Here is a 25,365-nt window from a genome sequence, read left to right as displayed (position 1 = left end):
GCACCCAAAACCAAAAAGGAAAAATCACCCGCTTGACCCAACCCCCGCATCGCGGGAAACACACATCCACCCGGGTCACTTCTCGATGAAAATCCCGGGTCAACTCTCAGCGGAAATCAACACCCCATTCCGACGCCCGGACCCGGCGAAGTGCTGGTGAAGGTAATCGCCACGGGCGTGTGTCATACCGACCTTCATGCAGCAAACGGCGACTGGCCGGTGAAGCCGACTCCGCCTTTCATCCCTGGTCACGAGGGTACCGGGATCGTGGCAGCGCTCGGACCTGGCGTCGTTGGGTTGAAGGAAGGCGATGCAGTCGGAGTGGCTTGGCTCCACGACGCCTGCCGTCAGTGCGAATACTGCGAGACTGGCTGGGAGACACTCTGCGAATCGCAGCATATGAGCGGCTACACGGTGAATGGCAGCTTTGCCGAATATGTCATCGGTGCCGCACCGTTCGTGGGACGTCTGCCAGATAATTGCGACTTCGCCGAACTGGCACCTATCCTCTGTGCCGGCGTGACGACGTACAAGGGTATCAAGGAAACCGAGGCAAGGCCGGGCGAATGGATCGCCATTTCCGGCGTCGGCGGGCTTGGTCATATTGCGATCCAGTATGCCAAGGCAATGGGTCTGCATGTCGTCGCCCTCGACGTGACCGAAGAGAAGCTCGCCCTCGCCCGTTCGCTCGGCGCCGAGCTGGCAGTGAATGCGCAAGCGCCCGATACGCCTGCCAGGATCGTCAAGGAGACCGGCGGCGGCGCGCATGGCGTCCTGGTGACGGCCGTCTCGGTTCCCGCCTTCGCGCAGGCACTGCAGATGGTCCGCCGCAAGGGAACCGTGACCCTCACCGGTCTCCCGCCAGGGGCATTCCCGACGCCGATCTTCGATGTGGTGTTGAAGCGCATCACGATCCGCGGCTCGATCGTTGGCACACGCAAGGATCTCGCCGAAGCCATTGAGTTTGCGGTGGAGGGAAAGGTCCGCGCCCACATACACAGGGCACAACTCGATGACATCAACGAGGTGTTCCGCGACCTCAAGGCGGGGAAAGTCGATGGCCGGATGGTGATGACATTGTGACGGTGGGTGCGCGCAGCGAGCCTCGCAAGGTTTCCCCAATTAGACTAGGGGCCAGAAATATATTGGGCGGCTCCAACGGTGTGACTTGATGCGCGGCCGCGTGACCAATGCGAAAAGCGATCGAGCCACAGTCCGGTCAACTCGGCCCGCCAAGGGCCGTGACCTGGAGGTCTTCGAGTTCGCATTGAAACAATGCGGGTTAAACATCCTACCGAAGCTGACAAACCGGTTGTGTGCTTCGGGCGCAAGTCCGAAATTAGTGCTGGTCACCCTCAATCTCGGCAACCTCAAGGTCATCGTGAACGGGATTCGGTCGCTATTATGACGATCTGATCGTCCTAGTCGGCCCACGACGGATTGAACGATATGCAAAGACATCGGGGCGCGGCACGGGACGGCAAAAAACGCATTTTTACCAACTGCTTCCAAGGAGACGTAGCCATTTCCGCATATCTGCCGCGCAAGCCAAGATGGGATCTGCTGCTTCACGCCATCATCGGTGCAATTCTTGGGATTGTAGTCCTGCACCCGATCACTACGCTGGCCAGTTGGTACGAGTTCGGTGAGAAGGTCGGCGGGCCGGCGACCACCCCGCTGAGCTTCGCGATTGGTCGGCTTGCCACCGCATTTGAATTCAAAATGCTGCCGATGAGCATGGTGTTTGCAGTGATCGGCAGCGCCATCGGCTTGGCCTTCGGAGCTTATCACATCCGATTGATGCGTGAGCGTTATACAGTTCGCTATCTGGAGCACGAACTTGAGGAAGAGTTACCCTCACTGATCGCGCGCGGAGAAAGCGAGCAGTTGGAATTCAAGTCTTCATTCCGTTGGGACAGACGGCAGCGATGCGTTAACCGTAGCCTTCAGCAAGTGATCGTCAAGACGATAGCCGGCTTTCTCAATCATGAAGGCGGTACATTGCTCATAGGCGTTGGAGATGACGGAGAAATTGCCGGCATAGAGGAGGATCTTGAAACTCTTAAGCACGCAAATCGAGACGGGTTCGAGCGCTTGTTGATGGACGTCGCGAGAGACGGCCTCGGAGGAAACGCATGCGCCCTAATTCATTGCCGATTTCATGACCTGAATAACAGGACGGTGTGCAGGGTTATCATAGAGAAAAGTCTCGATCCGATCTATTATCTGGATGACGGTGTAGCGCGCTTCATGTTGCGCGCCGGGAACAGCACACGAGAGTTGGATGTTCGTGAAGCACACGCACACCTTCACCAACGCGAGAAAGCACACAAATAAACGAAACCAGAAAAACCACTTCGCTGTCCCGAAGCCGATCGGCTTCGCCCGACATTCGCCGGTATTGCAGCTCCCACCACTTCCAAGCCGGCAAATTGGCTGCATACACTCGGCGCAGCAAGAAGACTGTGCAGGGGCGGACCTGGTGATCCGCCCCTCCCCCACAGTCACTGTTTCCTGATCGCCGTCACTTCGCCGCCATCACCCTTGACCTTGAGATCGAAGGATACGTTGTCGCCAGGCTTCACGGTCTCAAGCAGCTTGGGATCGGCAGTGAACATCATCGTCATGGCCGGCCAGTTGGCGGCCGGGATCGGGCCATGCTTGATCGTGACCGTCCCGTCCTTGGGATCGACGGCGGTCACCATGCCCATCCCGCTTGCCATCGCGGGCATCTGCGCGCTGCTCATAGGCATCGTGCCGCTGTTGCTGCCCATGGCCTGGCCCATGGCGCCCATCGACTGAACGGCGGGTTCGGACGTCGATGTCGATCCGGCAGGCGTTTCCTTTGCCTTTTGCCCGCATGCCGCCAGCAGCAGTGCAGGCCCCAGAATGATCAAGCTGTACATAACTTTCATCGGTCTTCTCCTTACGATGGTTCTGGATGTCGAACGGATTTGCGTGGCGATCGCATCAGCAAATAGCCGGCCGGAATGACGAACATCGAGAGCAGCGGCGCCGTGATCATGCCGCCGATCATGGGCGCGGCGATGCGGCTCATGATCTCCGAGCCCGCACCGGTCCCGATCAGGACGGGCAAAAGGCCGGCGAGGATGACCGCGACCGTCATTGCCTTGGGCCGGACTCGCAGCAGCGCGCCTTCGCGCACAGCAGCCTCCACCTCGGTTCGGTCGGGATCGGTGCCACGCATTTCGAGCGCCTGCTTGAGATAGAGGAGCATCACGACCCCGAATTCAGCGGCGACGCCAGCCAGGGCGATGAAGCCGACGCCTGTAGCGACTGACTGGCTGTATCCCAGAAGGTAGAGAAGCCAGAATCCGCCGGTCAGCGCGAAGGGCAGCGTGCCCATGATCAGTGCCGCCTCGTCCCAGCGGCGGAAGATCATGTAAAGCAGCAGAAAGATGATCGCGAGGGTCGCGGGCACAACGATCTTGAGACGCGAGATCGCGCGGCTCAGATATTCGAACTGCCCGGCATAGGTGACGCTGATGCCGGGCGGTAACTGAACCTTTGTTGCAACGGCGCGCTGCAGATCATGAACGACCGAGGCAAGGTCACGCCCGCGCACGTCGATATAGACATAGCTCGTCGGCCGCCCGTTCTCGCTCTTGAGCATCGGTGGCCCGTCGGCGATGCGCAGGGATGCAACTGTGCCGAGCGTGATCTGCTGTCCCGATGGGGTCAGGATCGGCAAGGCGCGCAAGGCATCGAGATTGTCGCGCACCTCGCGCGGATAGCGCACGTTGATGGGGTAGCGCGCCAGCCCTTCGACGGTGAGGCCGACATTGGCCCCGCCTACAGCTCCCGCGACAATTTCCTGAACATCAGCAATGTTGAGGCCGTAGCGCCCTGCCGCCGCGCGATCGATGTCGACATCGACGTAGCGACCGCCTTCGAGACGCTCGGCGAGGGCTGAACTGACACCGGGCACGGTCTTCGCCACTGCTTCGATTCGGCGCGCGACTCGGTCGATCGTGCCCAGGTCCTCTCCCGAAACCTTGATGCCGATCGGGCTCTTGATCCCGGTTGCAAGCATGTCGATGCGGTTGCGGATCGGGGGCACCCAGACGTTGGACAGGCCCGGAACCTTCACTACCCGATCAAGCTCGTCGACGAGCTTGGCGGGCGTCATGCCCGGTCGCCATGACCCGCGCGGTTTGAAGCGGATGGTTGTCTCGAACATTTCGAGCGGCGCTGGATCGGTTGCGGTGTCGGCCCGACCGGCCTTGCCGAACACGCTCTCCACTTCTGGCACGGTTTTGATCAGCCGGTCGGTCTGTTGCAGCAACGCGCCAGCCTTTGCAGCAGAAAGGCCAGGTAGTGCGGAAGGCATGTAGAGCAGATCGCCTTCGTTGAGCGGCGGCAGAAATTCTCCACCGAGCCTCGTTGCGGGCCACGCTGTTGTCAGGAACACCAGCCCTGCCACCACGAGTATGCCCTTGGGGTGACGCATCACCCAATCGAGCGTGGGACGATAGGCGCGGGTCAGCGCCCGGTTGATAGGATTGTCCTGTTCCGACGGAATCCGCCCGCGGATCAGCCAGCCCATCAGCACCGGCACCAATGTCACCGACAGGATCGCCGCAGAAGCCATCGAATAGGTCTTGGTGAAGGCGAGCGGGGAGAACAGCCGTCCCTCCTGCGCCTGCAGCGTGAAGACCGGCAGAAACGAGAGGGTGATGATGAGGAGGCTGAAGAACAGCGCCGGCCCGACTTCCTCTGCGGCGAGCGTAACGGTGAGCCAGCGCGCCTGGGCGTCGGGTTCGCGGCCTGGATTGGCGCGGTGCCAGCGTTCGAGGTGCTTGTGGGCGTTCTCAATCATCACCACCGCCGCATCGACCATTGCGCCGATGGCAATCGCGATGCCGCCTAGCGACATGATATTGGCGCTTACCCCCTGGAAGCGCATGACGATGAATGCCGCAAGCACGCCCAGCGGCAGTGTCACGATAGCGACCAGCGCTGATCGCACGTGCCAGAGGAACAGTGCGCAGACGACGGCCACGACAATGAACTCTTCGATCAGCTTGTGGGTAAGGTTCTCGACGGAGGCATCGATGAGCTGGGAACGGTCGTAGGTGGGGACGATCTCGACGCCGGGCGGCAAGCTCTTGCGCAAGGTGGCGAGCCGCTCCTTGACCGCCGCGATCGCGCTTCGGGCGTCGGCGCCCTGGCGCAGAATGACCACGCCGCCGGCGACTTCCCCCTCCCCGTTGAGGTCGGCGATACCGCGGCGCATTTCCGGGCCAAGTCGGATCGTGGCGACATCGCCCAGCGTGACCGGCACGCCGCCCTGGGCTGTCTTGACCGGAATGGCCCGAAAGTCGTCGAGCGATTGCAGATAGCCCGAGGCTCGGACCATATATTCGGCCTCGCCCATCTCGAGCACCGATCCGCCGACTTCCTGGTTGGCCCTGCGGATTGCCGAGACCGTATCCTGAAAGGTTATGCCGTAGCTTGCGAGCTTCACCGGATCGAGCACGACCTGATACTGCTTTACCATGCCGCCGATGCTGGCGACTTCGGCGATGCCGGGGATGGTCTTGAGCTCGTAGCGCAGGAACCAGTCCTGAATGCCGCGCAGTTGGCTGAGGTCGTGCTGACCGGTGCGGTCGACCAGCGCATATTCGTAGATCCAGCCCACCCCGGTTGCATCGGGTCCGATGGCGCTGGTGACGCCTTCGGGCAGGCGCCCCTGCACCTGATTGAGATATTCAAGCACACGCGAGCGCGCCCAGTAGAGATCGGTGCCGTCTTCGAAAATCACATAGACGTAGCTGTCGCCGAAAAAGGAATAGCCCCGCACTGTCTTCGCTCCGGGCACAGAGAGCATGGTCGTTGCGAGCGGATAGGTCACCTGATCCTCGACGATGCGCGGCGCCTGTCCTGGATAGCTGGTGCGGATCACCACTTGTACGTCAGACAAATCCGGCAAGGCATCGATGGGCGTGCTGCGCACTGCCCAGATGCCCGCTACCGAAAGGGCAATCGCGGCAAGGACGATGAAGAGGCGGTTGGTGACCGACCAGCCTAGCAGCCGCGCGATCATTGCCCCACCTCCGCGGCCATGCTTCGGATCGTCGGCCCCGCATCATCCTGACTGAAGGTGAATCGAACACGGTCACCCACCTTGAAGCCGCGCGCCAGTGCTGGGCTTTGGAGCCCGAAAGTCATGGTCATGGCCGGCCATTGCAGCGCCGGGACCGGCTCATGCTTGAGCGTAATCCCGCTGGGCGCGATCTTCTGGATGACGCCGCGCGTCTCGTAGGTCGCAGGCTTGGTGGATTGTTTCGCTGGCTCGGATGTGCTGGCCGCATTGATCGGCCGCACGTCCATACCAGACAGGCTTGCCTCGGAATCGATCAGGAACTGGCCGGACGTGACGACTTTCTCGCCTTGCGAGAGGCCGGCAAGGATCTCGGTCTGGCCGTTGCTGGTTTGGCCGGTGCGCACTTCGGCAGCGCGGTAACGGCCCTTGTCGAGCGCCAGCATCACGATCGCACGCTTGCCGGTCTGGATCACCGCTTCGGAGGGCACCAACAGCGCTTGCCGGTCGTTGCCGGTGAAGTTCACCTGGGCGAACATGCCAGGCCGAAGCTTGAGGCCGGGATTGGGCAGCTCGATCCGCACGGTAAGCGTCCGGCTCTGGTCGTCGGCCTTGGGAAGGATGGTTCTGATCCGCCCGCGCCGTGTCTCGCCGGGAAATGCCGTAAGCGCAACTGTCACAGGCTGTCCGGGAGATACCGAACCCGCAACCGCTTCGGGCACGGCGGCATCGAGCCAGACGCTGGAAAGGCCATTGATCTGCGCCAGTGCCTCGCCCGCCGACACGGTCATTCCCGGACGCACGTCGAGCGTCGAGATCGTTCCTCCGATCGGAGCCGAGACGGTGTAGACGGTGCTCGTGCGCCGTCCGTTTTCAACGGCGGAGATGGTCGAGGCCGGCATGCCTAGGAGCGTCAGGCGCTGCCGAGCCGCTCGGGCAAGCTCGGCATTGCCCGTGCGCAGCGTTGCGAGATATTCCATCTGTGCCCCGCCCCAATCCGGCACTAACAGATCGACGATTGGGGCGCCTGCCCGGATCAGGTCATCGGGCGCGCGTGCGTAGGTGCGCTGAACGAAGCCACCCGCACGAGGCTGGACGATGGCAACGTCGCGCTGGTTGAATGCGATGACGCCGGTCGCGCTGATCGCGCTACCGAGCGTGCCCATCCTCGCGGTCGCGGTGCGCATACCCAGGCTCTGAGAAAGTGCGGGGTCGATCTTTACGCTGGCGTCGCCTTCCGCCTCATCGGCATATTTCGGGATAGTCTTCATCCCCATCGACGAGAGAGAATTGGGATTGTCGTAGTGCTCGGCTGGCACCATAGGGTCGTACCAATAGAGAATCTTTCGCCCCGACTGACCGGCATCATTTTCGGTCACCGGTCCGCCGCGCAATCCGAGCCAGTATCCGCTGCCGCCAGCAATTGTTGCAATTGCCAACACCCCGGCGCCCCACAGCGCCGCTCGTTTTGCATTCAGTGTCATGGCTGCGTATCCCCATAGGTAAAGTTGATCCGGATCGCGTCGCGCGCGACCTCAGCTTCGCGCGCCAGCGCGTCGACTTCGGCTTCGGCTTCGGCCAGCGTCGAGAGCAGCGCGCTGCCGAGGTCGAGCTTGCCCGCAGCATAGCTCGCCATGTCGAGTTCGGCCCTTCGCTTGGCGAGCGGCACCAGCGTGTCACGGGCGTTCATCAGCAACTGATGGTGCATGACGTGGTCGGCCAGAGCCGCGTCGAGTGCGGCCACGATCTGCCGTTCACCGGCCTCGCGTAGCAGCCGGGCACGTTCGGCATCGCTGGCCCTCGCAGCGATCTTCGGGTCTTGCCTGCGCTTGGTGAACAACGGCAGGTCGATGCTCACGCCGACCGACACCATGTCGCCAAAGGCCGGATCGCGGCGCCCGTAGGATGTGGTGACCCGCCAATCCGGCCGTTTTTCGGCGCGAGCCAGTTCGGTGTCCGCATCCGCCACGTCGATTCCGGCGTCGAGCGACTTGAGCGCGGGGAGCGAAGCCACCCCCGCCATCAGGCGGGCGCGATCGACCTCGATCGTCGGCGGATCGCCTGCGGCGTCGGCATCGGGATCGCCGGTGAACCGGATCAGCCGCGCGCGCGCAGCGGCGACCTCGGCGGCAAGTTCGCTGCGCCGGTCGTTGACGGCGGCGCGTAGTTGCTCGGGTTCGAACGCCTGGCTCGGCCGCGCGGTCCCGGCTGCGAGGCGCGCCGAAACGGTCGTCTGCAGATCGTTGAGACTGTCGTTGAGCAGGTCGAGCTGTGCGAGCCGACGCTTGGCGTAATAGAGATCAATCCAGGCCAGGGCCGTTTCGAGGCGGACGTTCTGCGCTTCGACCGCCAGACCGGCCTCTGCCATGCCGATGTCTGCCTGCGCGCGGGTCCGCTCCGCGCGGCGCTTGGCCGGATTGGGGAATGCCTGCTCCAACCCGATACGCTCCATCGTCATGTTCTCGCGGGTGAAGCTGAAGGCCGGCGGTCCCGAGACGGGGAAATTGTCGATGCCGACCGCCAGCGTCGGATCGGGCAACCGACCCGCGGCAACCGAATCAGAACGCGCGGCATCGACCCCGGCCGCGCCCGCCTTGAGCGACGGCGCGTAGGCGCGTGCGCGTTCGAGCGCCCGCTCGAAGGTCAGCGGCTTGGCCAGCGCAGCGCCCGGGATCGCCGCCAGCAGCGGCACCAGTACAATCAATCGCATGGGAGTCTCCTGATCGGGAGAGCCATGGCCAATACCGCAACGAAGCCTGGGCGAACGGGCGCCGGCGAAGGGGGCATGCTCCGCCGGCGCCACGCGCCCGGCCGTGTTTGCTATCGGTTATCGGCCAGGCAATCGCCTTAGCCGGCCGATGGCGCTCCAGCCTTGCCGGGCATGTTCATCATGCAGCTGGCTTTGTCGGCCTTCATCATGGCGCAATCGCAATTGGCCATGCTGGTTTCGGCGTCCTTGACCCAGACGCGGGTGCGCGAAGGGACGGTCGACTTCGAGCCGAACGAAGGTTGGTTTCGCCATTCCCAATGACCGCCGGGATCCTCGTGGGCGGAGGCGATGGATGCACTAGCGAGTGCCGCCGCAACCGCGGCGAGCGTCAAAATAGTCTTCATGTGAAATATCCTTGGTTGAACGGAGTAGAGGTACGCAGCGGACAATGATCCGGCGCGCGCTTCTGGGGTTCAGCCAAGGCGGGAGGGTGGCTCCGGCTCGGGAGAAATATCGCGACCTACCAGCGGAGCGACTGGGGTGAACGGAGGATTCACCCGACGAAATTGCGGAGAAACGCCCAGATAGAACGGCGGAACCAACGCCAAGGGTATCGCGCAACCCATCTTGGCGATGCAATCCAGGGTCATCCCCTGGCAGGGTACCTGGGACTGTGACGCCTTCTTGACGACCGTTCCCATTTCCGTGCAACCGGAACCCATCTGCATGGCGGACTCGGCTTGCGTCGAGGTTTCGAACGGCATGGCGCGCGCCAATGCTGCTTCCTGGCCCAATAGCCCAATAATTGCGGCGAGCGCGATCAGGCAGGCAAGAAACTTCATCTCAACAAAGCCTGTTGGGCCGACCTCCCCAGTTCCCATCGCACGAACGACTATAGACTTCCGTCATCGCTAACAATAAAAATCTGCCGACAGTTGGTGTCAATCCTCATCCAGATCTCGCCCAACAACCGGTTTTCGCGAGGGGCGACCATTCATCAGGAAACCAAGAATGATGGCAAGAGCCGCCAGCGCTTGGGCCGCTACCGTTTGAATTGTCGGGAACAGACCGAAAATCGAAAGGCGCGGCACGTCGTGGAGCGGCGCGATGTCGATCCAGCCGGCTTCCTGGAGGGCGGCAACACCCTTGCCCGCCAGGATGACGGTCAGGACGGCCATGAGCCAGGAGCTGTATCGAAAGAAGGTTCCCACCGGGAGGCTGCGGCTGTAGCGCATCATCGCCCAGGCGAGGGCGGCAAGCGTGCCGATGGCACCAACCGCGCCGGCGAACATCGCCGCTCCATTCCCCTGTGCCCACAAGGCGGCATAGAAAAGAATCGTCTCGAAGACCTCTCGATAGACGACGACGAAGGCGAGGCCGAACAGGAACCAGTTGGATTCCCGGTTCATCGCACCCGCCAGCTTCTCGCGGATATAGCGCTGCCACTGGTCCGCCTGGCTCTTGCCATGCATCCAGATACCCACCGACAGGAGCACGACAGCGGCGAGAAGCGATCCGAGCCCTTCGGTGAGTTCCCGGCTCGCGCCGCTGATCGAGATGAAATAGGTCGCGGCGAGCCAGGTCGCAGCGCCGGCCAGAAGCGCCGCCATCCAGCCGCCGTGGACATAGCGCAGCGCATGATCCTGCTCGGCCTTGCGCAGAAACGCGAGCATGGCGACCACGATCAGGAGGGCTTCGAGGCCTTCGCGAAGCAAGATGGTGAAAGCTCCGACGAATGCGCTCGTCCCGTTTGAGGCTTCAGGCGAAAGCGCCGTGCCGGCATCGGACAGAAGCGCTTCGATCGCGTCGATGCGCATCTCGACGGACGACACGGGATCGCCATCGTCGATCGCCGCGCGCAGTTCGCCCATGCGCGTCTCGATCGTGCTCAGGAGACTTGCGTCACTGGCGCCCAGCAGCGGCTCGATCGGTTCGAACCCATCCAGATAGGCTGAAAGGGCAAGCTGCTCAGCCCGCGTCCGATCCCCTTCGCGATAGGCGGCGAGGCTCTCCGCTAGTCTGCTGCGGACCAGATCGAGCGATCCGGCGGTGCCGCCCGCAGTCTGGGTCACGGCTTCCGGATGAGCGCGCAGATAGGCCATGACCGCGTCGGCCCTTCCCTGCCCGATGTCCTTGCCCAGCGCAGCAGGTGTTGTGGTGACCAGCGTCTTGAGGTCCGGAAAGCGCGAACGGATGTCGGCATCGCTTGTCCATATCTGCTTGCCCCGCTCGACCTGATCCGGCGAAAAGGCAAAGTGCCCCGCGTAAAAGGCCAGCGCCCAGCGATCCTGGACCGGGAGATCGGCGAAGCTCTGCATGGCCGTGCCGTCGATGCCTTGCGAAATTACTTGCTCTAGTGCGGCAACGCTACGCTTGCGCGCCCGCTCAACGTCCGTGAAGGCGATGGGCGGGGTCGAGAGCTTTGCGGCATCGGGGCCTTTGCCGTCGCCATTCATGCCATGACAAGCTGCGCAGCTTTCCCTGAACAATGCCGCGCCGCGCGCAAGGTCAGGGATGGATTGCGGCGCGATCGGCACCGGATAGGCGTCAAGCATCGCAGCGGACAGCGCGTGCGAGGCCGTGGCGATCTGCTGTGCGGAGGCCTTCTGTGCCACCAGTTGCTGAAGCACCTTCGCACCCGTTTCGAGCTTTGCCTTCGCGGGATTTTCGGGAAGCGCGCCGATGTGCTGGGCGATGGTCGCGGTGAATTCCTGCATTTCGGAAAATTCGCCGGTGCTGACGATCCGGCCGTCCTTGACCGCGCCGTCATAATCCACCGCCACATAGTCGAGCAGCTTCCACGTCGTCTCGACCGTAGCCGTCGTCGCAGCCGTATCCGGAATCGTGCTCGGCGCCGCGTGCGCCAAGGGGATCAGCCCGCCGCTCAGGATCAGTATCAGGCCGAGAAAAAGGCCGGCCAGGCGTCTTGCACACCGGCTGCCAGGCGTTCCTTTTCGATTCTGTCGCGTTTGCATCATTGCCTCATAGACCCTGAAGTAGCTACAGGATCAAGGCTATTGCGACGCATTCTTGATAAAGCATTGTCCATGCAAGCCCGACTTGTTCAGAAGTTTCTTAAGGCTGATCTGCTTATGACACTCAACCGGCGACGCCCGGTCGAGCTTTTCGGCCCCCTTCTGCCCGTTGCTCTCACGGGCGGGGCGGCATTGCAGCCGCCAGTCGGAAATCAGCAGGCATGTTAGACGACCTTATGTCATGGTCACCTCCCGCGCCGACACGGCGCACCGTCGATCACGATATAGTATGCCACGGCAGTCTCTTTCGACACTTGGCGCAGCTCCGTGTTGAGGCCGTACTCGCCGCCTTGCCGGGGAGCCTCCAACCCTACATCGGATTCACGGCCGCCGGACCGTTTGTCCATCTTGGATAGCGCGACCCCCGAGCGGCAATGCCATACTACTTGTGGACGATATCGGTCCACATCATTCAATTCTCAACCTTTTTCGCAAAACCTGAGGGTCCGCGATGCGCCGGCGCGTCAAGCGCAACTGAATGATATCACCCAACTACTTTTGAGGAATGGCTCTGAGAGATGTCCCGCGAGTCCTTACGGTACTATGTCTCCCCGTTGTCCCGGTAGCCAAGCAATCGCAGCGCATTGAATACCACGAGCAGGGTCGAGCCTTCATGCACTGCCACGGCCGGGCCGATGCCAAACCCCAAGATCGTCGCCGGGACGAGAATGGTAACCACGCCGAGGCTCACAAATACATTCTGCCGAATGATTGATCGCGTTCGGTGGCTCAGCCCGACTACAAAGGGAAGGTGCGACAGATCGTCAGCCATCAACGCGACATCTGCCGTCTCCAACGCCACGTCGGAGCCAGCGGCGCCCATCGCAACCCCCACCGTCGCGCTCGCCATAGCAGGAGCGTCATTTACGCCGTCACCCACCATCGCAACCTTAGTTGCGGCGCGAAGCTTTTTGATCGCTTCCACTTTGTCCTCGGGCAATAGATCGCCCCAGGCTTCGTCAATCCCGACCTGCTTCGCCACGGCCTCGGCGACACGTTGGTGATCGCCCGAGATCATGATCATTCGCGCGATCCCGATGCGACGGAGACGATCGAGCGCGTCTCTTGCGGCCGGGCGCGGCGTGTCCATGAGCCCGATGGCCCCTAAGTCTTGCTGATCCCGCCGGACCACCATGCTCGTCTGTCCGGCAGTCCTCAGCCTTTCGATTGCCTCCTTCATTTCCTGCGACAACGGGGCGATGCCATCAGTGCCGAACATCTCGGCCTTGCCGATGAGGACCTCGTCCTCACCAACAAGGGCTGAGACGCCGCGCCCCGTCAGGCTCTTCAGGCTTTCAGCTCGCGGGATGGAATTTTGTCCGACGTGATCGCGTCCATCGCGCGCGATCGCCCGCGCAAGTGGATGGTCGCTCAGACTTTCGACCGCGACGGCGATCGCCATGAGGTCTTCCTTCAGCACGCCATCGGCCGGGATAACTTGTTGGATTCGAGGCTCGCCTAAGGTGAGCGTTCCAGTTTTGTCGAAAGCTATGGCGTCGAGCGATCCAAGCAGTTCGAGTGGAGCGCCGCCTTTGACAAGCACGCCGCCCCGCGCCGCGCGCGCGACACCAGAGAGCACCGCGCTCGGAGTGGCGATCGCCAATGCACATGGGCTTGCCGCCACAAGGACTGCCATCGCGCGATAGAAGCTGTCCCGGAATGGTTCGTCGACAACGACCCAGGCAAACAGCAGCATGAATGCCACCGCCAGGACCGCGGGCACGAAGAAGCGTTCAAACCTGTCAGTAAATCGCTGGGTCGGCGATTTCTGGGTTTCGGCCTCACTGACGAGCTGAATAACTTTCGCCAGTGTACTTTCGTTCGACGAGCGCGTTACCTCAATTTCGATAAGCCCGCTGCCGTTGATCGTGCCTGCGAAAGCCCGGTTTGCAGCATCTATACGATCGGGATTTGCCCTTGCCGCCGCATCGTCCATCACCGGCCGCTTATCGACCGGCATGCTCTCGCCTGTCACAGGGGCCTGATTGATGCTCGTGGTACCTTTGACAAGAAAGCCATCTGCGGGAATTCGCGTGTCAGGCTTCACCACGATGAGATCGCGAGGGACCAACTCTTCAACAGCGACCTCTTCCGTGCCGCCGTCTTCGAGCCGAAGGAGCGCCGTTCGAGGCGCCAGTTCAGCCAATGCCTCAATTGCGCGTTTGGCGCGGCCCATCGCATAGTGCTCTAGGGCGTGGCCGAGGCTGAATAGAAAGAGTAGGAGCGCGCCTTCGGCGAAAGCGCCTAGCGCTGCGGCGCCGGCCGCCGCCAGCAGCATGAGAGTGTCGATCTCGAATTTCCGCAGTCGGAGATTGTCGATCGCCTCGCGCACGGTGAAGAAGCCGCCGGACACGTAAGCTCCGATGTAGAAGGCAATCGATAGCCACGTGGATACGCCAGCGTCGAGCTTGTCGATTGCAAAGCCAATCCCCAGCAACGCCCCACAAGCCAACGCAAAGATTAATTCCGTATTGGAACCGAGAACTCCGCCGTGATCATGATCATGACCGTGGCCATCGCCGTGTGCATGGTCGGCTCTCAAATCCTCCCGACCTGCGCCATGACTGTTACCGGCTTGGGCTCCGCCTGGAGCGGCGGCAGACCGCCGGACGCCCAATCGCGACAGCGCATCCACAATCTGCTTTTCGGACACCTGATCGCGGTCGAACTCCACGCGCACTAGGCCCGAGGCATTGGCATCTGCTTCAATTACGCCCGACATGGCGTGCAGTTGCTCGCTCACCGTACGCGCTTTTCTTTGGTGACCGATCCCGCTCACCGGCCACAGCACATGACCGTAGCGCTCGGCAATCGCAGCTCCCGCAGAGCGGGCGATGTCGCGGATGCGCGAAAGCGACAGCGTGTCAGAATCATAATGGATGCAGAGCAGTGCGGGCTTGTCCCCTTTGGCCGGAACGACATGCGCCTTTTCGATGCCGGCGCGCGCTGAGAGATCGGCTGTCAGCCGAGCCACACAAGCATCATCGGCATCGGGGATGTCGGGTAGGATAAGCGGAATTTCGAGTTGAATCTGGTCCGTCATGAAACCTCCTCAATGTTTGCTCGGGCCTGGTTCCGCGCCGATGCGGAAGTGCAAGGGCGCGGCCCGGTCAGGGAGGCGGGTGCCCGTCCCGTGGCTGATTGGAAGCGGCGCGCTGGCAGATTTGCGTTTTCGCGTCGGGGCGGATGACAACCACCCAATCGTTGGAGATCGAGAGGTTCATAGTGTCGCCGAAATAGGTGACGCCGGCCGCGGGCGCGGTTAGATGTTCGGATTCGCCATCAGGCAAAATCGCGGCCTCGACTGTCAGACCGTCATCGCCGAGAAATTCGACGCGCACCTTCGTGGCGTTCGCGCAGACGAAGCTATGGGTTCCGGTGAGCCCGGCACTCCCAGCGTCGGAGCTTTCGGGCGAACAGCCAGCGTTGGCCGCGAGCAGCAACATGGACGCCAACGGGACGCACGGCCGCCGCCGTTTCGTCGCCTCGCCGTGACACTGGCGGCTACAAACTTTCGCCGTGAACGGGGGGGCAGAACGTCCACGGCGCGGGCCCTTCTCGCACAAGCGCGCATGAGGGCTTTGCGCTTGTGGGGGACCATTTCCGATGCCGTCGAGAAGGCTATGCCGGCGCTCCCGGGCTCGACAGGCTTTGCTCTCGATGGCGCGATCTGTCGGTGCTGGACTCACATAAGCTCCTCAAAAATGAGCAGCCCCAGGAAGCCCGCGAAGAACATGCCGGTGACCAGAGGACTGTCCGGACATTGGTGCGCATCGACGAGCAATTCCTCGGTTACGAGATAAAGGAGCGCCATGAGCCCAAAGCTCAGGAAGGCGACGATGATCGGCTGCGACAGGGTCGCTACCGGCATCGCCAGAACCGCGCCGAGAGGCAGCAGCAAACCGATCGCGGCAACGACGGCCACCACCTTCCAGGCTGCACGGACTGACTTACGAAGGTCGCTCGTGAGGGTCAGCCCGAGGAACAGGACCTCCAGCGTCAGCGCGATCGTCAGCAGAATTCCTGCCTTCTCGCCTGCGAGAAAGGCAAGGCCCAGCACCAGCCCATCGACGAGGATGTCGATGGCGACAGCGCCAATCATCGCTAGAGATCCGGTAGCTCTCTCTTCGAGAGCCTTCAGCAGCAGCATGGCGCCGACGCCGACCGTCCCGCCCACCAGGGTCGCGACCGGGGCCGCGTCGTGCTTGATCTGCGGCAGGATTTCGGTCGCCGCAGCCGCGAACACCACGCCGGCCGCCAGATGCTGCATGGCGCTGACAAAGCGCCCGCTTGGCGTTCGCAGGAGGGAAACGATCGCGCCGACAATGACGGCCGCGACAGGCATGATCGTGTAGGTGAGCGTTGACATCAAACCCCCTTTCGCAGGCAGGGCGCCGCTACACGTCCGACGGCTCTTTGAGCTTTCCCTGGGAATACCGGGCAATGGTGGAACCTCGCTTGACTTGCGTGGCCAGGGACTTGTCCGTCGCGATCAGCATTCTGTGCAGCCCGCGCCGGAAAACTGGTACAGTTGAGCGCGATGGGCTGGATCGCCCATCGCGCCTGGGCCGCTGCATCGATCGCAGCAATCACGCCTGCACGCCGACAGCGGCTTGCAACGCCTTGCCGCCGATCACCTCGACGGTTTCGAGCGTGATGATCCCGATGTCGGGAACATCCGCCAGCAAGGCAACAAACGCCCGTAGCGCATCTTCGACATCGATGATCTCGATGACCACCGCGCGGTTGCTTTCGAGGACATGACGGCGATGGAGCCGCGCCGAGCCGCCAAAACCCATCAAGGCTTCCAGGACGGTCACACCGGCGATTTTTTGATCGCGCGCCAGCGAAGCGACATATTCGAAGACCTTGCGGTCGCCGATATAGGCCGCTTCATCGGTGTAGATGCGCAGCAGCTTCTGACCCTTCTTTTCCATCATGCCTCTCCTTCAGCGGCTGCCGGCTGCTCACCGACTTCCGGTTCTGACTTTCTTCTCTTCCATTGGATGTTGAGGCCGAGGACGACCTTGGCGATCGCCGGCAGCACCAGCAGCGTGAGGATGGTCGCCGCGATGAGGCCGCCGATGACGGTCGTCGCAAGCGGCTTCTGGACCTCGGCGCCGGTGCCGTGCGCGAGCGCCATCGGCACGAAGCCGATCGCCGGCACGAAGCCGGTCATCACGACCGCGCGCATCTTTTCGGCCATGCCTTCGCGAATGGCCTCGGGCAGCGCGACACCTGCCTCCAGCCGCTCGCGGATAGCGGTCATCACGACGAGACCGTTGAGCACGGCGACGCCCGCCAGGCAGATGAACCCGACCGCCGCCGACACGGAGAAGGCGATGCCGGTCATGGCGAGGGTGAACACGCCGCCGGCAAGTCCCAACGGGACCGCGAGGAACACAGCCGCGGCACGGCCGAACCCGCCGAGCGCCATATAGAGCAGCCCGAAGATCGCCAGGAAGCAGAGCGGCACGACGATCGACAGACGGTCAGCGGCGGCCTGGAGATTCTGGAACTGACCGCCCCACTCCAGATAATAGCCTGCCGGCAGCTTGACCTGCGCAACCTTGGCCTGCGCCTCCGCAACGAAGGAGCCCGCGTCGCGGCCTTGCAGGTTCGCCTGAATCACGACCCTGCGCTTGCCGTTCTCGCGACTGATCTGGTTCAGCCCTTCGGTGAACCTGATCTGGGCGACCTGCGACAGTGGAACCGAGCTGCGCGCATAGCCTTCCTCCTTGGGCAGCATCACCGGGAGCGCGAGCACGTCATCAAGGTTGACCCTCGTGGCGTCCGGTACCCTTACGATGATGTCGAAACGTCGGTCGCCCTCGAACAGCAGCCCCGAAGCGCGGCCGCCCATGCCGGCGGCCACGGTATCGGCAACCTCCCGAACGGTGAGGCCGTACCGGGCGATGGCCGCGCGGTCGAACCGGACGTCGAGCGTCGGCGCACCGCCGGTCTGGTCCGCTTTGACGCTGGAAGCGCCGGGGATCGACTGGAGCACGCGCACGATCTCGTTGGCCGACGCCGACATCTTGTCGAGATCGTCACCATAGAGCTTGATGGCGACGTCGCCGCGCACGCCGGCGATCAGTTCGTTGAAACGCAACTGGATCGGCTGGCTGACCTCATAAAGCTGGCCCAGCTTGCTGCCGGCCGCTTTCTCGATCCGCTCGATCACGTCCGCTTTGGATTTGACGTCCCGTGGCCATTGGTCCTCCGGTTTCAAAATGACGAAGCCGTCAGAGACGTTCGGCGGCATCGGATCGGTCGCGACTTCCGCCGTGCCGGTTTTCGAGAACATCAGCTCGACTTCGGGCAGCTTGGTCACGGCCTTTTCAACGCCGCGTTGCATCGCCAACGATTGCTCAAGGCTGACGGAGGGCACACGGGTCGACGCCAGCGCCAGGTTCTTCTCGTCGAGCTGCGGAATGAACTCCGAGCCCAGCAATCCGAACACCGGCACCGCCGCGAGGAAGAAGGCCAACCCGCCGAAGATGAACGGCCAGGGCCGAGCGATCGCCTTGTCGAGCAGCGGCAGATAGCGCTCCTTCGACTTGCGGATCAGCCAGACGTCCTTTTCGGCGACCTTGCCCCGGATAAGCAGGGCGACCAGCGCCGGAACCAGCGTGATGGCGAGGATGAATGCCGCCACCAGCGCGAGCATGATGGTGATCGCCATGGGCGAGAAGGTCTTGCCCTCGACCCCGGTGAACATCAGCAGCGGTGCGAAGGCCAGCAGGATGATCGCCTGACCGAACACGGTCGGTTTGATCATTTCCTGACTGGCGTGCATCGTCTCTTCGAGACGCTCGCGCAGACTGAGCAAACGGCCTTCATGTTCCTGGCGGTGCGCGAGGCGGGCTAGACAGTTTTCGATGATGATCACCGCACCGTCGACGATCAGGCCGAAGTCGAGCGCGCCGAGGCTCATGAGGTTACCCGGCACCCGGAAGGCGTTCATGCCCATCGCCATCATCAGGAAGGAGAAGGGAATGACGAGGACGGCGATGATCGCCGCGCGCCAGTTGCCGAGCAGCAGGAACAGCGACGCGGCCACCAGCAAAGCGCCTTCGGTGAGGTTGCGCTCGACAGTGCCGACCGTGGCATTGACCAGCTTCGCGCGGTCAAGCACCACCTTGACCTCGACACCTGCCGGCAGGGTTGATTTCACTTGGTCGAGCTTCTCGTTCACCGCCTGAGCCACGACGCGGCTGTTCTCGCCGATCAGCATCAGGGCCGTGCCGACGACCGCTTCCTGGCCGTTCATGCTTGCCGCGCCGGTGCGCAGATCGCCGCCTATCTTCACATTCGCGATCTGGCCGACTGTGATCGGAGCCCCGCCGCGCGTTGCGGCGACGGCATTGCGGATTTCATCGACCGAGCGAATGCGCGCGTCCGCACGCACCAGATAGGCCTCGCCGCCGCGATTGAAGTAGTTGGCGCCGACCGCGAGATTGGCGGCTTCGAGGGCTTCGCCCAACTCTGTATAGGAAATGCCGTAGCTCGACAGCTTGACCGGATCGGGCTCGACCACGAAGGTCTTAGCGTAGCCGCCGATCGAATCGACCCCGGCCACGCCGGGAACCGTGCGCAGTTGCGGCCGGATGATCCAGTCCTGCACCGTGCGCAGATAGCCCGCCTTCGCGACTTCATCAGTAAGGCGGTCGCCTTCGGGCGTGAGATAGCTGCCGTCCGATTGCCAGCCCGGCTGGCCGTCGACTTTCTTCGCGCCTTGCCCGTCGGGGTTGGCATAGCCGACGGTATACATGACGACTTCGCCGAGACCCGTCGTCACCGGCCCGATCTGAGGCTGCACGCCCTGAGGCAGATTTTCCTGCGCCTGGATGAGCCGTTCACCGACCTGCTGCCTTGCGAAATAGAGGTCGGTGGAGTCCGAGAAGATCGCGGTGACCTGACTGAACCCGTTACGCGACAGCGAGCGTGTGGTTTCGAGACCAGGAATGCCGGCCAGCGCCGTTTCAATCGGATAGGTAACGAGTTTTTCCATTTCGACCGGCGACAGACCGCGGTCGACCGTGTTGATCTGGACCTGGTTGTTGGTGATGTCCGGAACCGCGTCGATCGGCAGCTTGGTGAGTTGCCAAACGCCAAGCCCGGCGATCGCGAGGAAGAGGAACAGCACCGCCCACCGCGCGCGGACTGACAATGCCATAAGAGATGCGATCATGGCTTATTCCTCCTCGCCCGCGCCCTTGCCGAGTTCGGCCTTGAGCAGGAAAGCGTTGCGGGTGGCGACCGTCGCGCCGGACTTGAGTCCGGAGACGATCTCGACCCGGCCTGCACTGCGCTGGCCGAGCGTTACGAATTGCGCGCGGAAACCCTGGGCTGTGCGAAGGAACACTGCGTCACGACCGTCGACGCTCTGCACGGCATCTTCCGGAACCACGATTGCGTTCGTCGGCGCGCCCTGACTGGGCATTAGCCGCACGCGCACACCGAGGCCGGCCTGCAGGATGCCACCCGGCACTTCGATGAGCGCCGTGGCAGCGCGGGTTTCTCCGTTCAGAGTCGGCGTGACGGCACGTATCCGGCCCTCGACCGTTCGACCGTCAATAAGTTCGATGATGGCGTGATCACCGGTCGCGAGACGTGCCACATCGCCGGGATTGATCGCCGCCTCGACCTGAATTTTGCTCGGATCAGCGACCCGAAACAGCTCGGCTTCTGGCTGGACATACGCACCGAGGCTGACATTCTCGGAGGTCACCCGCCCGGCGATCGGGCTTGCCACGATAACGCCACGGCCGTCCTTGGTGACATTAGCCGCGCCAACGGACACCTGCGCTCGCCTGGCTTCGGCTTCGGCCGCGGTGGCCTCGGCTTCCGCGCGCTCAAGATCGACCCGCGCCGACACATTCTGCTCGAACAGGTAGCGCTCGCGAGCAAGCGCTTTCTGCGCAAGAACAGCCCTGGCCGATGCGGCCGTGCGATCTGCGGCGATCTGTGCCGCATCGCGGCTTTCGACGATCGCCAGCGCTTCTCCGGCGCGGACCGGATCGCCGAGCCGCTTGAATACCCGCGTCACCGCGCCGCCCGCGCGTGCCGTTACCAGCGCTTCACCCGTGGGTGAGGCTGTGACCTGGCCTTGCACCAATATCTCCGAGCCGAGGCCGCCGGCTCGAACGGTCTCGACAGCAATTCCGGCATCGCGGATTGCGTCTGGCGTCATCGCCAGACTGTCCGACGGTGTTTCGCTTTCAGCACTGTCTTTGGCGGGCGCGGATGCCACCGACGGATCAGCCGTACAACGTGCGACGCTGAAACCACCGATTGCAGCCAGCAAAACTGCGCCGGTGACACCGCCAAGGAGTCGTTTGTCCTGGGTTATCATTGAAAATCTCCGAAACGGATCGAGCAGCGGCCAGTCAGGGGCGCGTTCAGCTCGGAATGGGGAATGGGGAAGGTGAGGATCAGCGAGGCGGAGGCGGTCATGGCGTCGCCCCAGCCACATCGGGCGCCGGTGTCGTCAGATGCGCCAGGCGCGCCTCGGCGTCGTGATAGGCGACCAGCGCATCGACGAATGCGCCTCTCGTGTCGGCCAGAGTCCTCTCCGCATCAAGCAGATCGAGCTGGCTGAAACGGCCTTGCGCATAACCGATCCTGGCGATGCGGGCCGTTTCGCTTGCTGCCGCGAGCGCGGGTCCGCCCGTCGAGCGCGCGGTTGCGGCCGCGTTGGCAAGCTCGGCCTGCGCGGCGGCGATCGCCTGTTCGGTGTCGAGGACAGTGACCCGCCGCTTCGCATCGACCGCCTGCCGTTCGGCCTGCGCTTGGCTCAATGCAGCACGACCGCTATTGAACAGCGGAAAGGGAATGCTGACCCCGAATACCGCCGCCGTGTCGCCAGTTGCGGACAGCCGCCGTGCCCCGGCGCTTAATGTGACGTCGGGGATACGTTGCGAGCGAGCGAGACGCACTTGTGCGCTTGCCGTGGCCACGTCGGCTTCGGCGGCGGCCAGGATGAGCGTTCCGTCTGCTGAAGCCGGTCGCGTCGGGCCATATCCGCCGACCCGATCGAACCAGCCGGCATCCAATGGCCCCGCAACGGGCTCGCCGATCAGGCGTCCAAGGTTCTCCCGCGCAACGGCCGCCTCCCGCCGTGCCTGATCGAGCGCGACGTTGGCATTGACGCGCTGAACGTCGGCGCGCTGCTGCTCGATCGGAGAAGCGGCGCCGGCGGTTACGCGCGTGCTGGCCGCGCGAAACCCTTCATCCGCGAAACCGGCGAGTTGACGCGCGATCTCCACCCGCCGCTCGGCCGACGCTGCCGCGATATAGGCCTGGGTTACGCGCTCGCGCAGATCGGCGAGCGTGATGGCGGCTTCAAGGCGCGCTCGCAGGCTGCGCGAATCTGCAACGGCGATGCGTGCTGACCGCTTGCCGCCCAGTTCGATCGGCAATGCCAGGCCGGTCATGACCTCGGCGCTCTGCGTGCCACGATAGAGACCTGAGCCCGCGACGTTCTCGACCTGAACCTGGACTTCAGGATTGGGCCGGAGGCCCGCGACGGTGCGCGCCGCGTCAGCCGCGCGCACGCCAGCGTTGGCAGCCTCAAGGTTGGGTGAAGAGGCTCCGGCCGCATCCAGGGCACGTTCGAGCGTATATGGGGGTGCCGAATGCGGCGGCGACGCGGCCGTCTGCGCCTGTGCGATCGACGCGCAGGACGACACGGCCAGCAGGGCCGCGATAAAGCGATGCATGATTTAAAGGCTCCTGACAGTTTTCCAGAAAACCCCGGAACTCGGGGCAAAAGGACGCTGTCAGGCGCGTGGAGGACGGTACGCGGGGTAAGTTGGCGCCGAAGAACCGTCCACGGCATTGGCGATGGACAGCAAGGATTTGATCATGCTGACAAGGCTAATCCTGCTCTCGCGTGCCGGTTCGGCGATGTGATGGCCATGACAGGTCGCATGGTGATGCGGCGTACCTTTGTCGATATCGGACGGCACTTCGTCGCGATCGCCCTCAAAGTGCCCAAGCGCCGAGGCGGTCTCACTGTCGATGCAAGCAACCGGCTCTGCGGCATGCGCCATCACACCCGTGGCCAGGGAAATCGAGAGCAGGACCGCAAGCATGACAGATAGCCATCGCATAGCTCTTGAGCTATCATGCGTCGGCTCGCGAAGCAAAAAAAATCTGGGGCCAATAAGACGCCCATTTCACAGAAAGTTATAACATATCTAGCCCATTTAGATTCGGCTGATTACGGTTATTAAATTGCGGAAATACCCCACTGTCCGTATAAAAACATGTTTGTGCTTCGCGTGCCCGCGACACCTTCCCCAAACAGATTCCAATTTCCCGCCGCGACAGCAATCAATTCGTATCTTCGCTACTTAGGAGGTTAGCGCAATGGTATGCCTATCTGGTTAAGGTGTTTCACCCACGGCCAGCGCTTGCGGATGGCATCGAGAATGGCCTGGGCGCCTGCGCTGTCCGAGTTCAAGGCTAAAGCCCTTCCCGGCTAAAGCCCTTCCCGGCTAAAGCCGGGGGTTTGAAACCAAAGGTGGGACAATCAACCAGTGTTCCGGTCTTCATCATCACCGCCTTTGATTTGAGCTGCGTGGTCACGGCTTCAAACAGTGTCCGGTCAAGCCTGTGGGCAACCAGCAGCCTGCGGAATCTGACGAAGGCTGTACGTTCAGGCGTCGCTTCATTCGCGGAAAATCCGCAGAGGCGGCGAAAAGAGGCTCGATCGTAGAGCGCTTTGGCCAGCTTCACGTCAGACAGGTCGTACCAGATCGACAGAAGCAGGGCTCTCAACATCGCCAGCGGCGGCCAAGCCGGCTCGCCCTTGGCAGCCGGATAGAGCGGATCGATCAGCATCGCGACCTGGCTCCCGTCGATCAGCGATACCAACGCGTCGAGCGATGAAGCCGCTCGCTCACGCCCTGCAAAACCAACTTGCTCCTGTCCAATCGAACGTTGCGCCACCTGCCGCTCTCCTTCTAGGAAAGCCTATAGAATCAGCTATCAATGCCCCTTTCTACGCCCACCCGCTCACAGATCCCATGACGAGGTGGATAGCGATCGACACTCTGGCAGAGTGAGTTTGCTGACCACACTCTCAGGAGGCCGATATGCAGATTGCAACTGACCGTACCCAAGCGTCGACCGCTATCCCGACCGATCTTGGCGCGATTTTCGTTTCAATGGAACTGAGCCGATCGATCTGGCTGATCACCTCGCTATTGCCCGGCAGCGGCGAGAAGCTGTCGAAGCATGTAGTGCGCGCCTGGGATATCGCCGGTTTATTGGCACGCTTTACCCAACTGCAGGCAAAAGCGCAGGCGCGAACAGGACGCAGCTTTCCAATAATCGTGATCCAGGAAGCCGGCCTTGATGGCTTCTGGATCCACCGCGTTTTGCGCAAGGAGGGGATAAAAAGCCACGTCGTGGATCCCGCTTCAATTGCGACCTCACGCCGTCGTCGTCGCGCAAAGACCGACCGGATCGACGGCGAGGCGCTGGTCCGGGCCTTGCTGGCCTATAAACGAGGGGAACCACGTGTGTGTGCGATGGTCAGGGTGCCAACACCCGAGGAAGAGGATCGACGTCGTATTTGTCGCGAACGCAAGGTTCTGATCGCGGATCGGATTCGCCACGCCAATCGCATCAAAGGCCTGCTCTTCGCGCGGGGGGTGACAGGCTATCAGCCGCTGCGCCGCGACCGGCGGGAGCGGCTGGAAAAACTCATGACCGGCGATGGCCGTCCGCTACCGATGCATCTGAAAGTCCAGATTGGCCGCGAACTCGACCGGCTCGAACTGCTGCTCGAGCAGATCAGAGCGGTGGAGGCCGAGCGGGACGCGCTGCTTGCCGCGGAAACTACCGCCATGCCGGCACCAGCCGCAATGCTGCTCGATATCAAGGGCATTGGCCCCGAGTTCGCCGCCATTCTCTGGTCGGAAGGCTTGTTCCGGCACTTCTCCAACCGGAGAGAGGTCGCTGCCTATGCGGGGCTGGCGCCAACGCCCTGGCAGAGTGGATCGGTCGACCGCGAACAGGGCGTGTCAAAGGCGGGGAACCCCCGGCTGCGCACAACGCTGATCCAACTGGCCTGGCTGTGGCTCCGCAACCAGCCAGAATCGGCGCTTGCCCAATGGTACCAGCAACGGGTCCGATTCAACGACGGCCGGCTGAAGAAATCGATGGTCGTGGCCTTGGCCCGAAAACTGCTGGGTCGCGCTGTGGAAATATGTCACCGCCGGTGTCGTCATCGAGGGCGCGTTGATGAAAGCCGCTTGACCCTTTATCCAGCCGTCATTCCAATCCTCAGGACCTGATCAGTTCTGACGGATCCAGGTGGACGAACCGAAGGAGACCGTGGCTTCCATAGCCGTCGCACAGAATGGTTTCGTCTTCCTGAGCCCAGCGGCCGCAAGCGGGATATTGGTGCAGCCGTCACGAGCGGCGACCGAATGTGAGGTTGATCGTGCTCGGCAACGAGCCGCGTCTTGTCGAAGGGTTCAGACCTCGGATACGCGAGTACTGGAGATCATGGATGTCGCCCTAACATCCCTTGCCCCAAG

At 62.6% G+C, this 25,365-nt stretch carries 18 protein-coding genes and 1 pseudogene; 3 read left to right on the top strand and 16 right to left on the bottom strand.

Features of this window, described 5'->3' with window-relative positions:
* Positions 1–126 precede the first annotated feature (126 nt).
* Complete coding sequence (gene adhP, locus NZK81_RS11235) at positions 127–1,083, top strand: alcohol dehydrogenase AdhP (RefSeq protein WP_260046179.1); 957 nt, start codon at positions 127–129, stop codon at positions 1,081–1,083.
* Positions 1,084–1,449: 366 nt separating this feature from the next.
* A complete protein-coding gene (locus NZK81_RS11230; RefSeq protein ID WP_083835218.1) occupies positions 1,450–2,337 on the top strand; it encodes an AlbA family DNA-binding domain-containing protein in 888 nt (295 codons plus the stop codon).
* Between the two features lie 167 nt (positions 2,338–2,504).
* Here NZK81_RS11230 and NZK81_RS11225 read toward each other — a convergent pair whose 3' ends face one another.
* From NZK81_RS11225 to NZK81_RS11150, 16 genes are all read right to left on the bottom strand, one after another.
* Positions 2,505–2,915, bottom strand: a complete 411-nt coding sequence (locus tag NZK81_RS11225) for a copper-binding protein (protein ID WP_013833405.1) — start codon at positions 2,913–2,915, stop codon at positions 2,505–2,507.
* 11 nt (positions 2,916–2,926) lie between these two features.
* Positions 2,927–6,067, bottom strand: coding sequence for an efflux RND transporter permease subunit (locus tag NZK81_RS11220; RefSeq protein WP_013833404.1), 3,141 nt, complete (start codon positions 6,065–6,067; stop codon positions 2,927–2,929).
* The gene (locus NZK81_RS11215) at positions 6,064–7,548 is read right to left on the bottom strand and encodes an efflux RND transporter periplasmic adaptor subunit (protein ID WP_013833403.1); all 1,485 of its coding nucleotides are present in this window, start codon (positions 7,546–7,548) and stop codon (positions 6,064–6,066) included. The genes NZK81_RS11220 and NZK81_RS11215 overlap by 4 nt, the downstream gene beginning before the upstream one ends.
* The gene (locus NZK81_RS11210) at positions 7,545–8,774 is read right to left on the bottom strand and encodes a TolC family protein (protein ID WP_013833402.1); all 1,230 of its coding nucleotides are present in this window, start codon (positions 8,772–8,774) and stop codon (positions 7,545–7,547) included. Before NZK81_RS11210 ends, NZK81_RS11215 begins: the two co-directional genes overlap by 4 nt.
* A gap of 137 nt (positions 8,775–8,911) precedes the next feature.
* On the bottom strand, positions 8,912–9,178 hold the full coding sequence (locus NZK81_RS11205) for a hypothetical protein (protein ID WP_041558955.1): 267 nt from the start codon (positions 9,176–9,178) through the stop codon (positions 8,912–8,914).
* A gap of 69 nt (positions 9,179–9,247) precedes the next feature.
* Entirely contained in the window at positions 9,248–9,616 is a 369-nt protein-coding gene (locus NZK81_RS11200) for a hypothetical protein (RefSeq protein ID WP_041559386.1), read from the bottom strand.
* A gap of 99 nt (positions 9,617–9,715) precedes the next feature.
* A complete protein-coding gene (locus NZK81_RS11195; protein ID WP_013833401.1) occupies positions 9,716–11,749 on the bottom strand; it encodes a cytochrome c/FTR1 family iron permease in 2,034 nt (677 codons plus the stop codon).
* Between the two features lie 601 nt (positions 11,750–12,350).
* Entirely contained in the window at positions 12,351–14,852 is a 2,502-nt protein-coding gene (locus NZK81_RS11190) for a heavy metal translocating P-type ATPase (RefSeq protein WP_260046168.1), read from the bottom strand.
* A gap of 67 nt (positions 14,853–14,919) precedes the next feature.
* A complete protein-coding gene (locus NZK81_RS11185) occupies positions 14,920–15,255 on the bottom strand; it encodes a hypothetical protein (RefSeq protein WP_051010054.1) in 336 nt (111 codons plus the stop codon).
* Between the two features lie 239 nt (positions 15,256–15,494).
* Entirely contained in the window at positions 15,495–16,178 is a 684-nt protein-coding gene (locus tag NZK81_RS11180) for a ZIP family metal transporter (protein ID WP_013833399.1), read from the bottom strand.
* Positions 16,179–16,398: 220 nt separating this feature from the next.
* The gene (locus tag NZK81_RS11175) at positions 16,399–16,746 is read right to left on the bottom strand and encodes a DUF190 domain-containing protein (protein ID WP_013833398.1); all 348 of its coding nucleotides are present in this window, start codon (positions 16,744–16,746) and stop codon (positions 16,399–16,401) included.
* On the bottom strand, positions 16,746–20,003 hold the full coding sequence (locus tag NZK81_RS11170) for an efflux RND transporter permease subunit (protein WP_013833397.1): 3,258 nt from the start codon (positions 20,001–20,003) through the stop codon (positions 16,746–16,748). The genes NZK81_RS11175 and NZK81_RS11170 overlap by 1 nt, the downstream gene beginning before the upstream one ends.
* A gap of 3 nt (positions 20,004–20,006) precedes the next feature.
* Entirely contained in the window at positions 20,007–21,167 is a 1,161-nt protein-coding gene (locus tag NZK81_RS11165) for an efflux RND transporter periplasmic adaptor subunit (RefSeq protein ID WP_013833396.1), read from the bottom strand.
* Positions 21,168–21,264: 97 nt separating this feature from the next.
* A complete protein-coding gene (locus NZK81_RS11160; protein WP_013833395.1) occupies positions 21,265–22,533 on the bottom strand; it encodes a TolC family protein in 1,269 nt (422 codons plus the stop codon).
* A 60-nt stretch (positions 22,534–22,593) separates the two neighbouring features.
* Positions 22,594–22,908: a hypothetical protein gene (locus NZK81_RS11155; protein ID WP_051010053.1), complete on the bottom strand. Its 315-nt coding sequence runs from the start codon at positions 22,906–22,908 to the stop codon at positions 22,594–22,596.
* Between the two features lie 373 nt (positions 22,909–23,281).
* On the bottom strand, positions 23,282–23,767 hold the full coding sequence (locus tag NZK81_RS11150; protein WP_198409096.1) for a transposase: 486 nt from the start codon (positions 23,765–23,767) through the stop codon (positions 23,282–23,284).
* 146 nt (positions 23,768–23,913) lie between these two features.
* Here NZK81_RS11150 and NZK81_RS11145 point away from each other — a divergent pair.
* Positions 23,914–25,081: pseudogene (locus NZK81_RS11145) on the top strand (IS110 family RNA-guided transposase).
* Positions 25,082–25,365: the final 284 nt, after the last annotated feature.

This window comes from Novosphingobium mangrovisedimenti, from assembly GCF_025153475.1.
GTDB lineage: Bacteria > Pseudomonadota > Alphaproteobacteria > Sphingomonadales > Sphingomonadaceae > Novosphingobium > Novosphingobium mangrovi_A.
Note: the sequence above shows the minus strand (reverse complement) of the source record. Positions and strands in the feature narration are given on the sequence as shown.

What these genes read in the sequence shown, in the direction of transcription:
- NZK81_RS11230 (WP_083835218.1), top strand. Translation starts at nt 1,450, where the DNA reads ATGCAAAGACATCGGGGCGCGGCACGGGACGGCAAAAAACGCATTTTT.
- NZK81_RS11225 (WP_013833405.1), bottom strand. Translation starts at nt 2,915, where the DNA reads ATGAAAGTTATGTACAGCTTGATCATTCTGGGGCCTGCACTGCTGCTG.
- NZK81_RS11220 (WP_013833404.1), bottom strand. Translation starts at nt 6,067, where the DNA reads ATGATCGCGCGGCTGCTAGGCTGGTCGGTCACCAACCGCCTCTTCATC.
- NZK81_RS11215 (WP_013833403.1), bottom strand. Translation starts at nt 7,548, where the DNA reads ATGACACTGAATGCAAAACGAGCGGCGCTGTGGGGCGCCGGGGTGTTG.
- NZK81_RS11210 (WP_013833402.1), bottom strand. Translation starts at nt 8,774, where the DNA reads ATGCGATTGATTGTACTGGTGCCGCTGCTGGCGGCGATCCCGGGCGCT.
- NZK81_RS11205 (WP_041558955.1), bottom strand. Translation starts at nt 9,178, where the DNA reads ATGAAGACTATTTTGACGCTCGCCGCGGTTGCGGCGGCACTCGCTAGT.
- NZK81_RS11200 (WP_041559386.1), bottom strand. Translation starts at nt 9,616, where the DNA reads ATGAAGTTTCTTGCCTGCCTGATCGCGCTCGCCGCAATTATTGGGCTA.
- NZK81_RS11195 (WP_013833401.1), bottom strand. Translation starts at nt 11,749, where the DNA reads ATGCAAACGCGACAGAATCGAAAAGGAACGCCTGGCAGCCGGTGTGCA.
- NZK81_RS11190 (WP_260046168.1), bottom strand. Translation starts at nt 14,852, where the DNA reads ATGACGGACCAGATTCAACTCGAAATTCCGCTTATCCTACCCGACATC.
- NZK81_RS11185 (WP_051010054.1), bottom strand. Translation starts at nt 15,255, where the DNA reads ATGTTGCTGCTCGCGGCCAACGCTGGCTGTTCGCCCGAAAGCTCCGAC.
- NZK81_RS11180 (WP_013833399.1), bottom strand. Translation starts at nt 16,178, where the DNA reads ATGTCAACGCTCACCTACACGATCATGCCTGTCGCGGCCGTCATTGTC.
- NZK81_RS11175 (WP_013833398.1), bottom strand. Translation starts at nt 16,746, where the DNA reads ATGGAAAAGAAGGGTCAGAAGCTGCTGCGCATCTACACCGATGAAGCG.
- NZK81_RS11170 (WP_013833397.1), bottom strand. Translation starts at nt 20,003, where the DNA reads ATGATCGCATCTCTTATGGCATTGTCAGTCCGCGCGCGGTGGGCGGTG.
- NZK81_RS11165 (WP_013833396.1), bottom strand. Translation starts at nt 21,167, where the DNA reads ATGATAACCCAGGACAAACGACTCCTTGGCGGTGTCACCGGCGCAGTT.
- NZK81_RS11160 (WP_013833395.1), bottom strand. Translation starts at nt 22,533, where the DNA reads ATGCATCGCTTTATCGCGGCCCTGCTGGCCGTGTCGTCCTGCGCGTCG.
- NZK81_RS11155 (WP_051010053.1), bottom strand. Translation starts at nt 22,908, where the DNA reads ATGCTTGCGGTCCTGCTCTCGATTTCCCTGGCCACGGGTGTGATGGCG.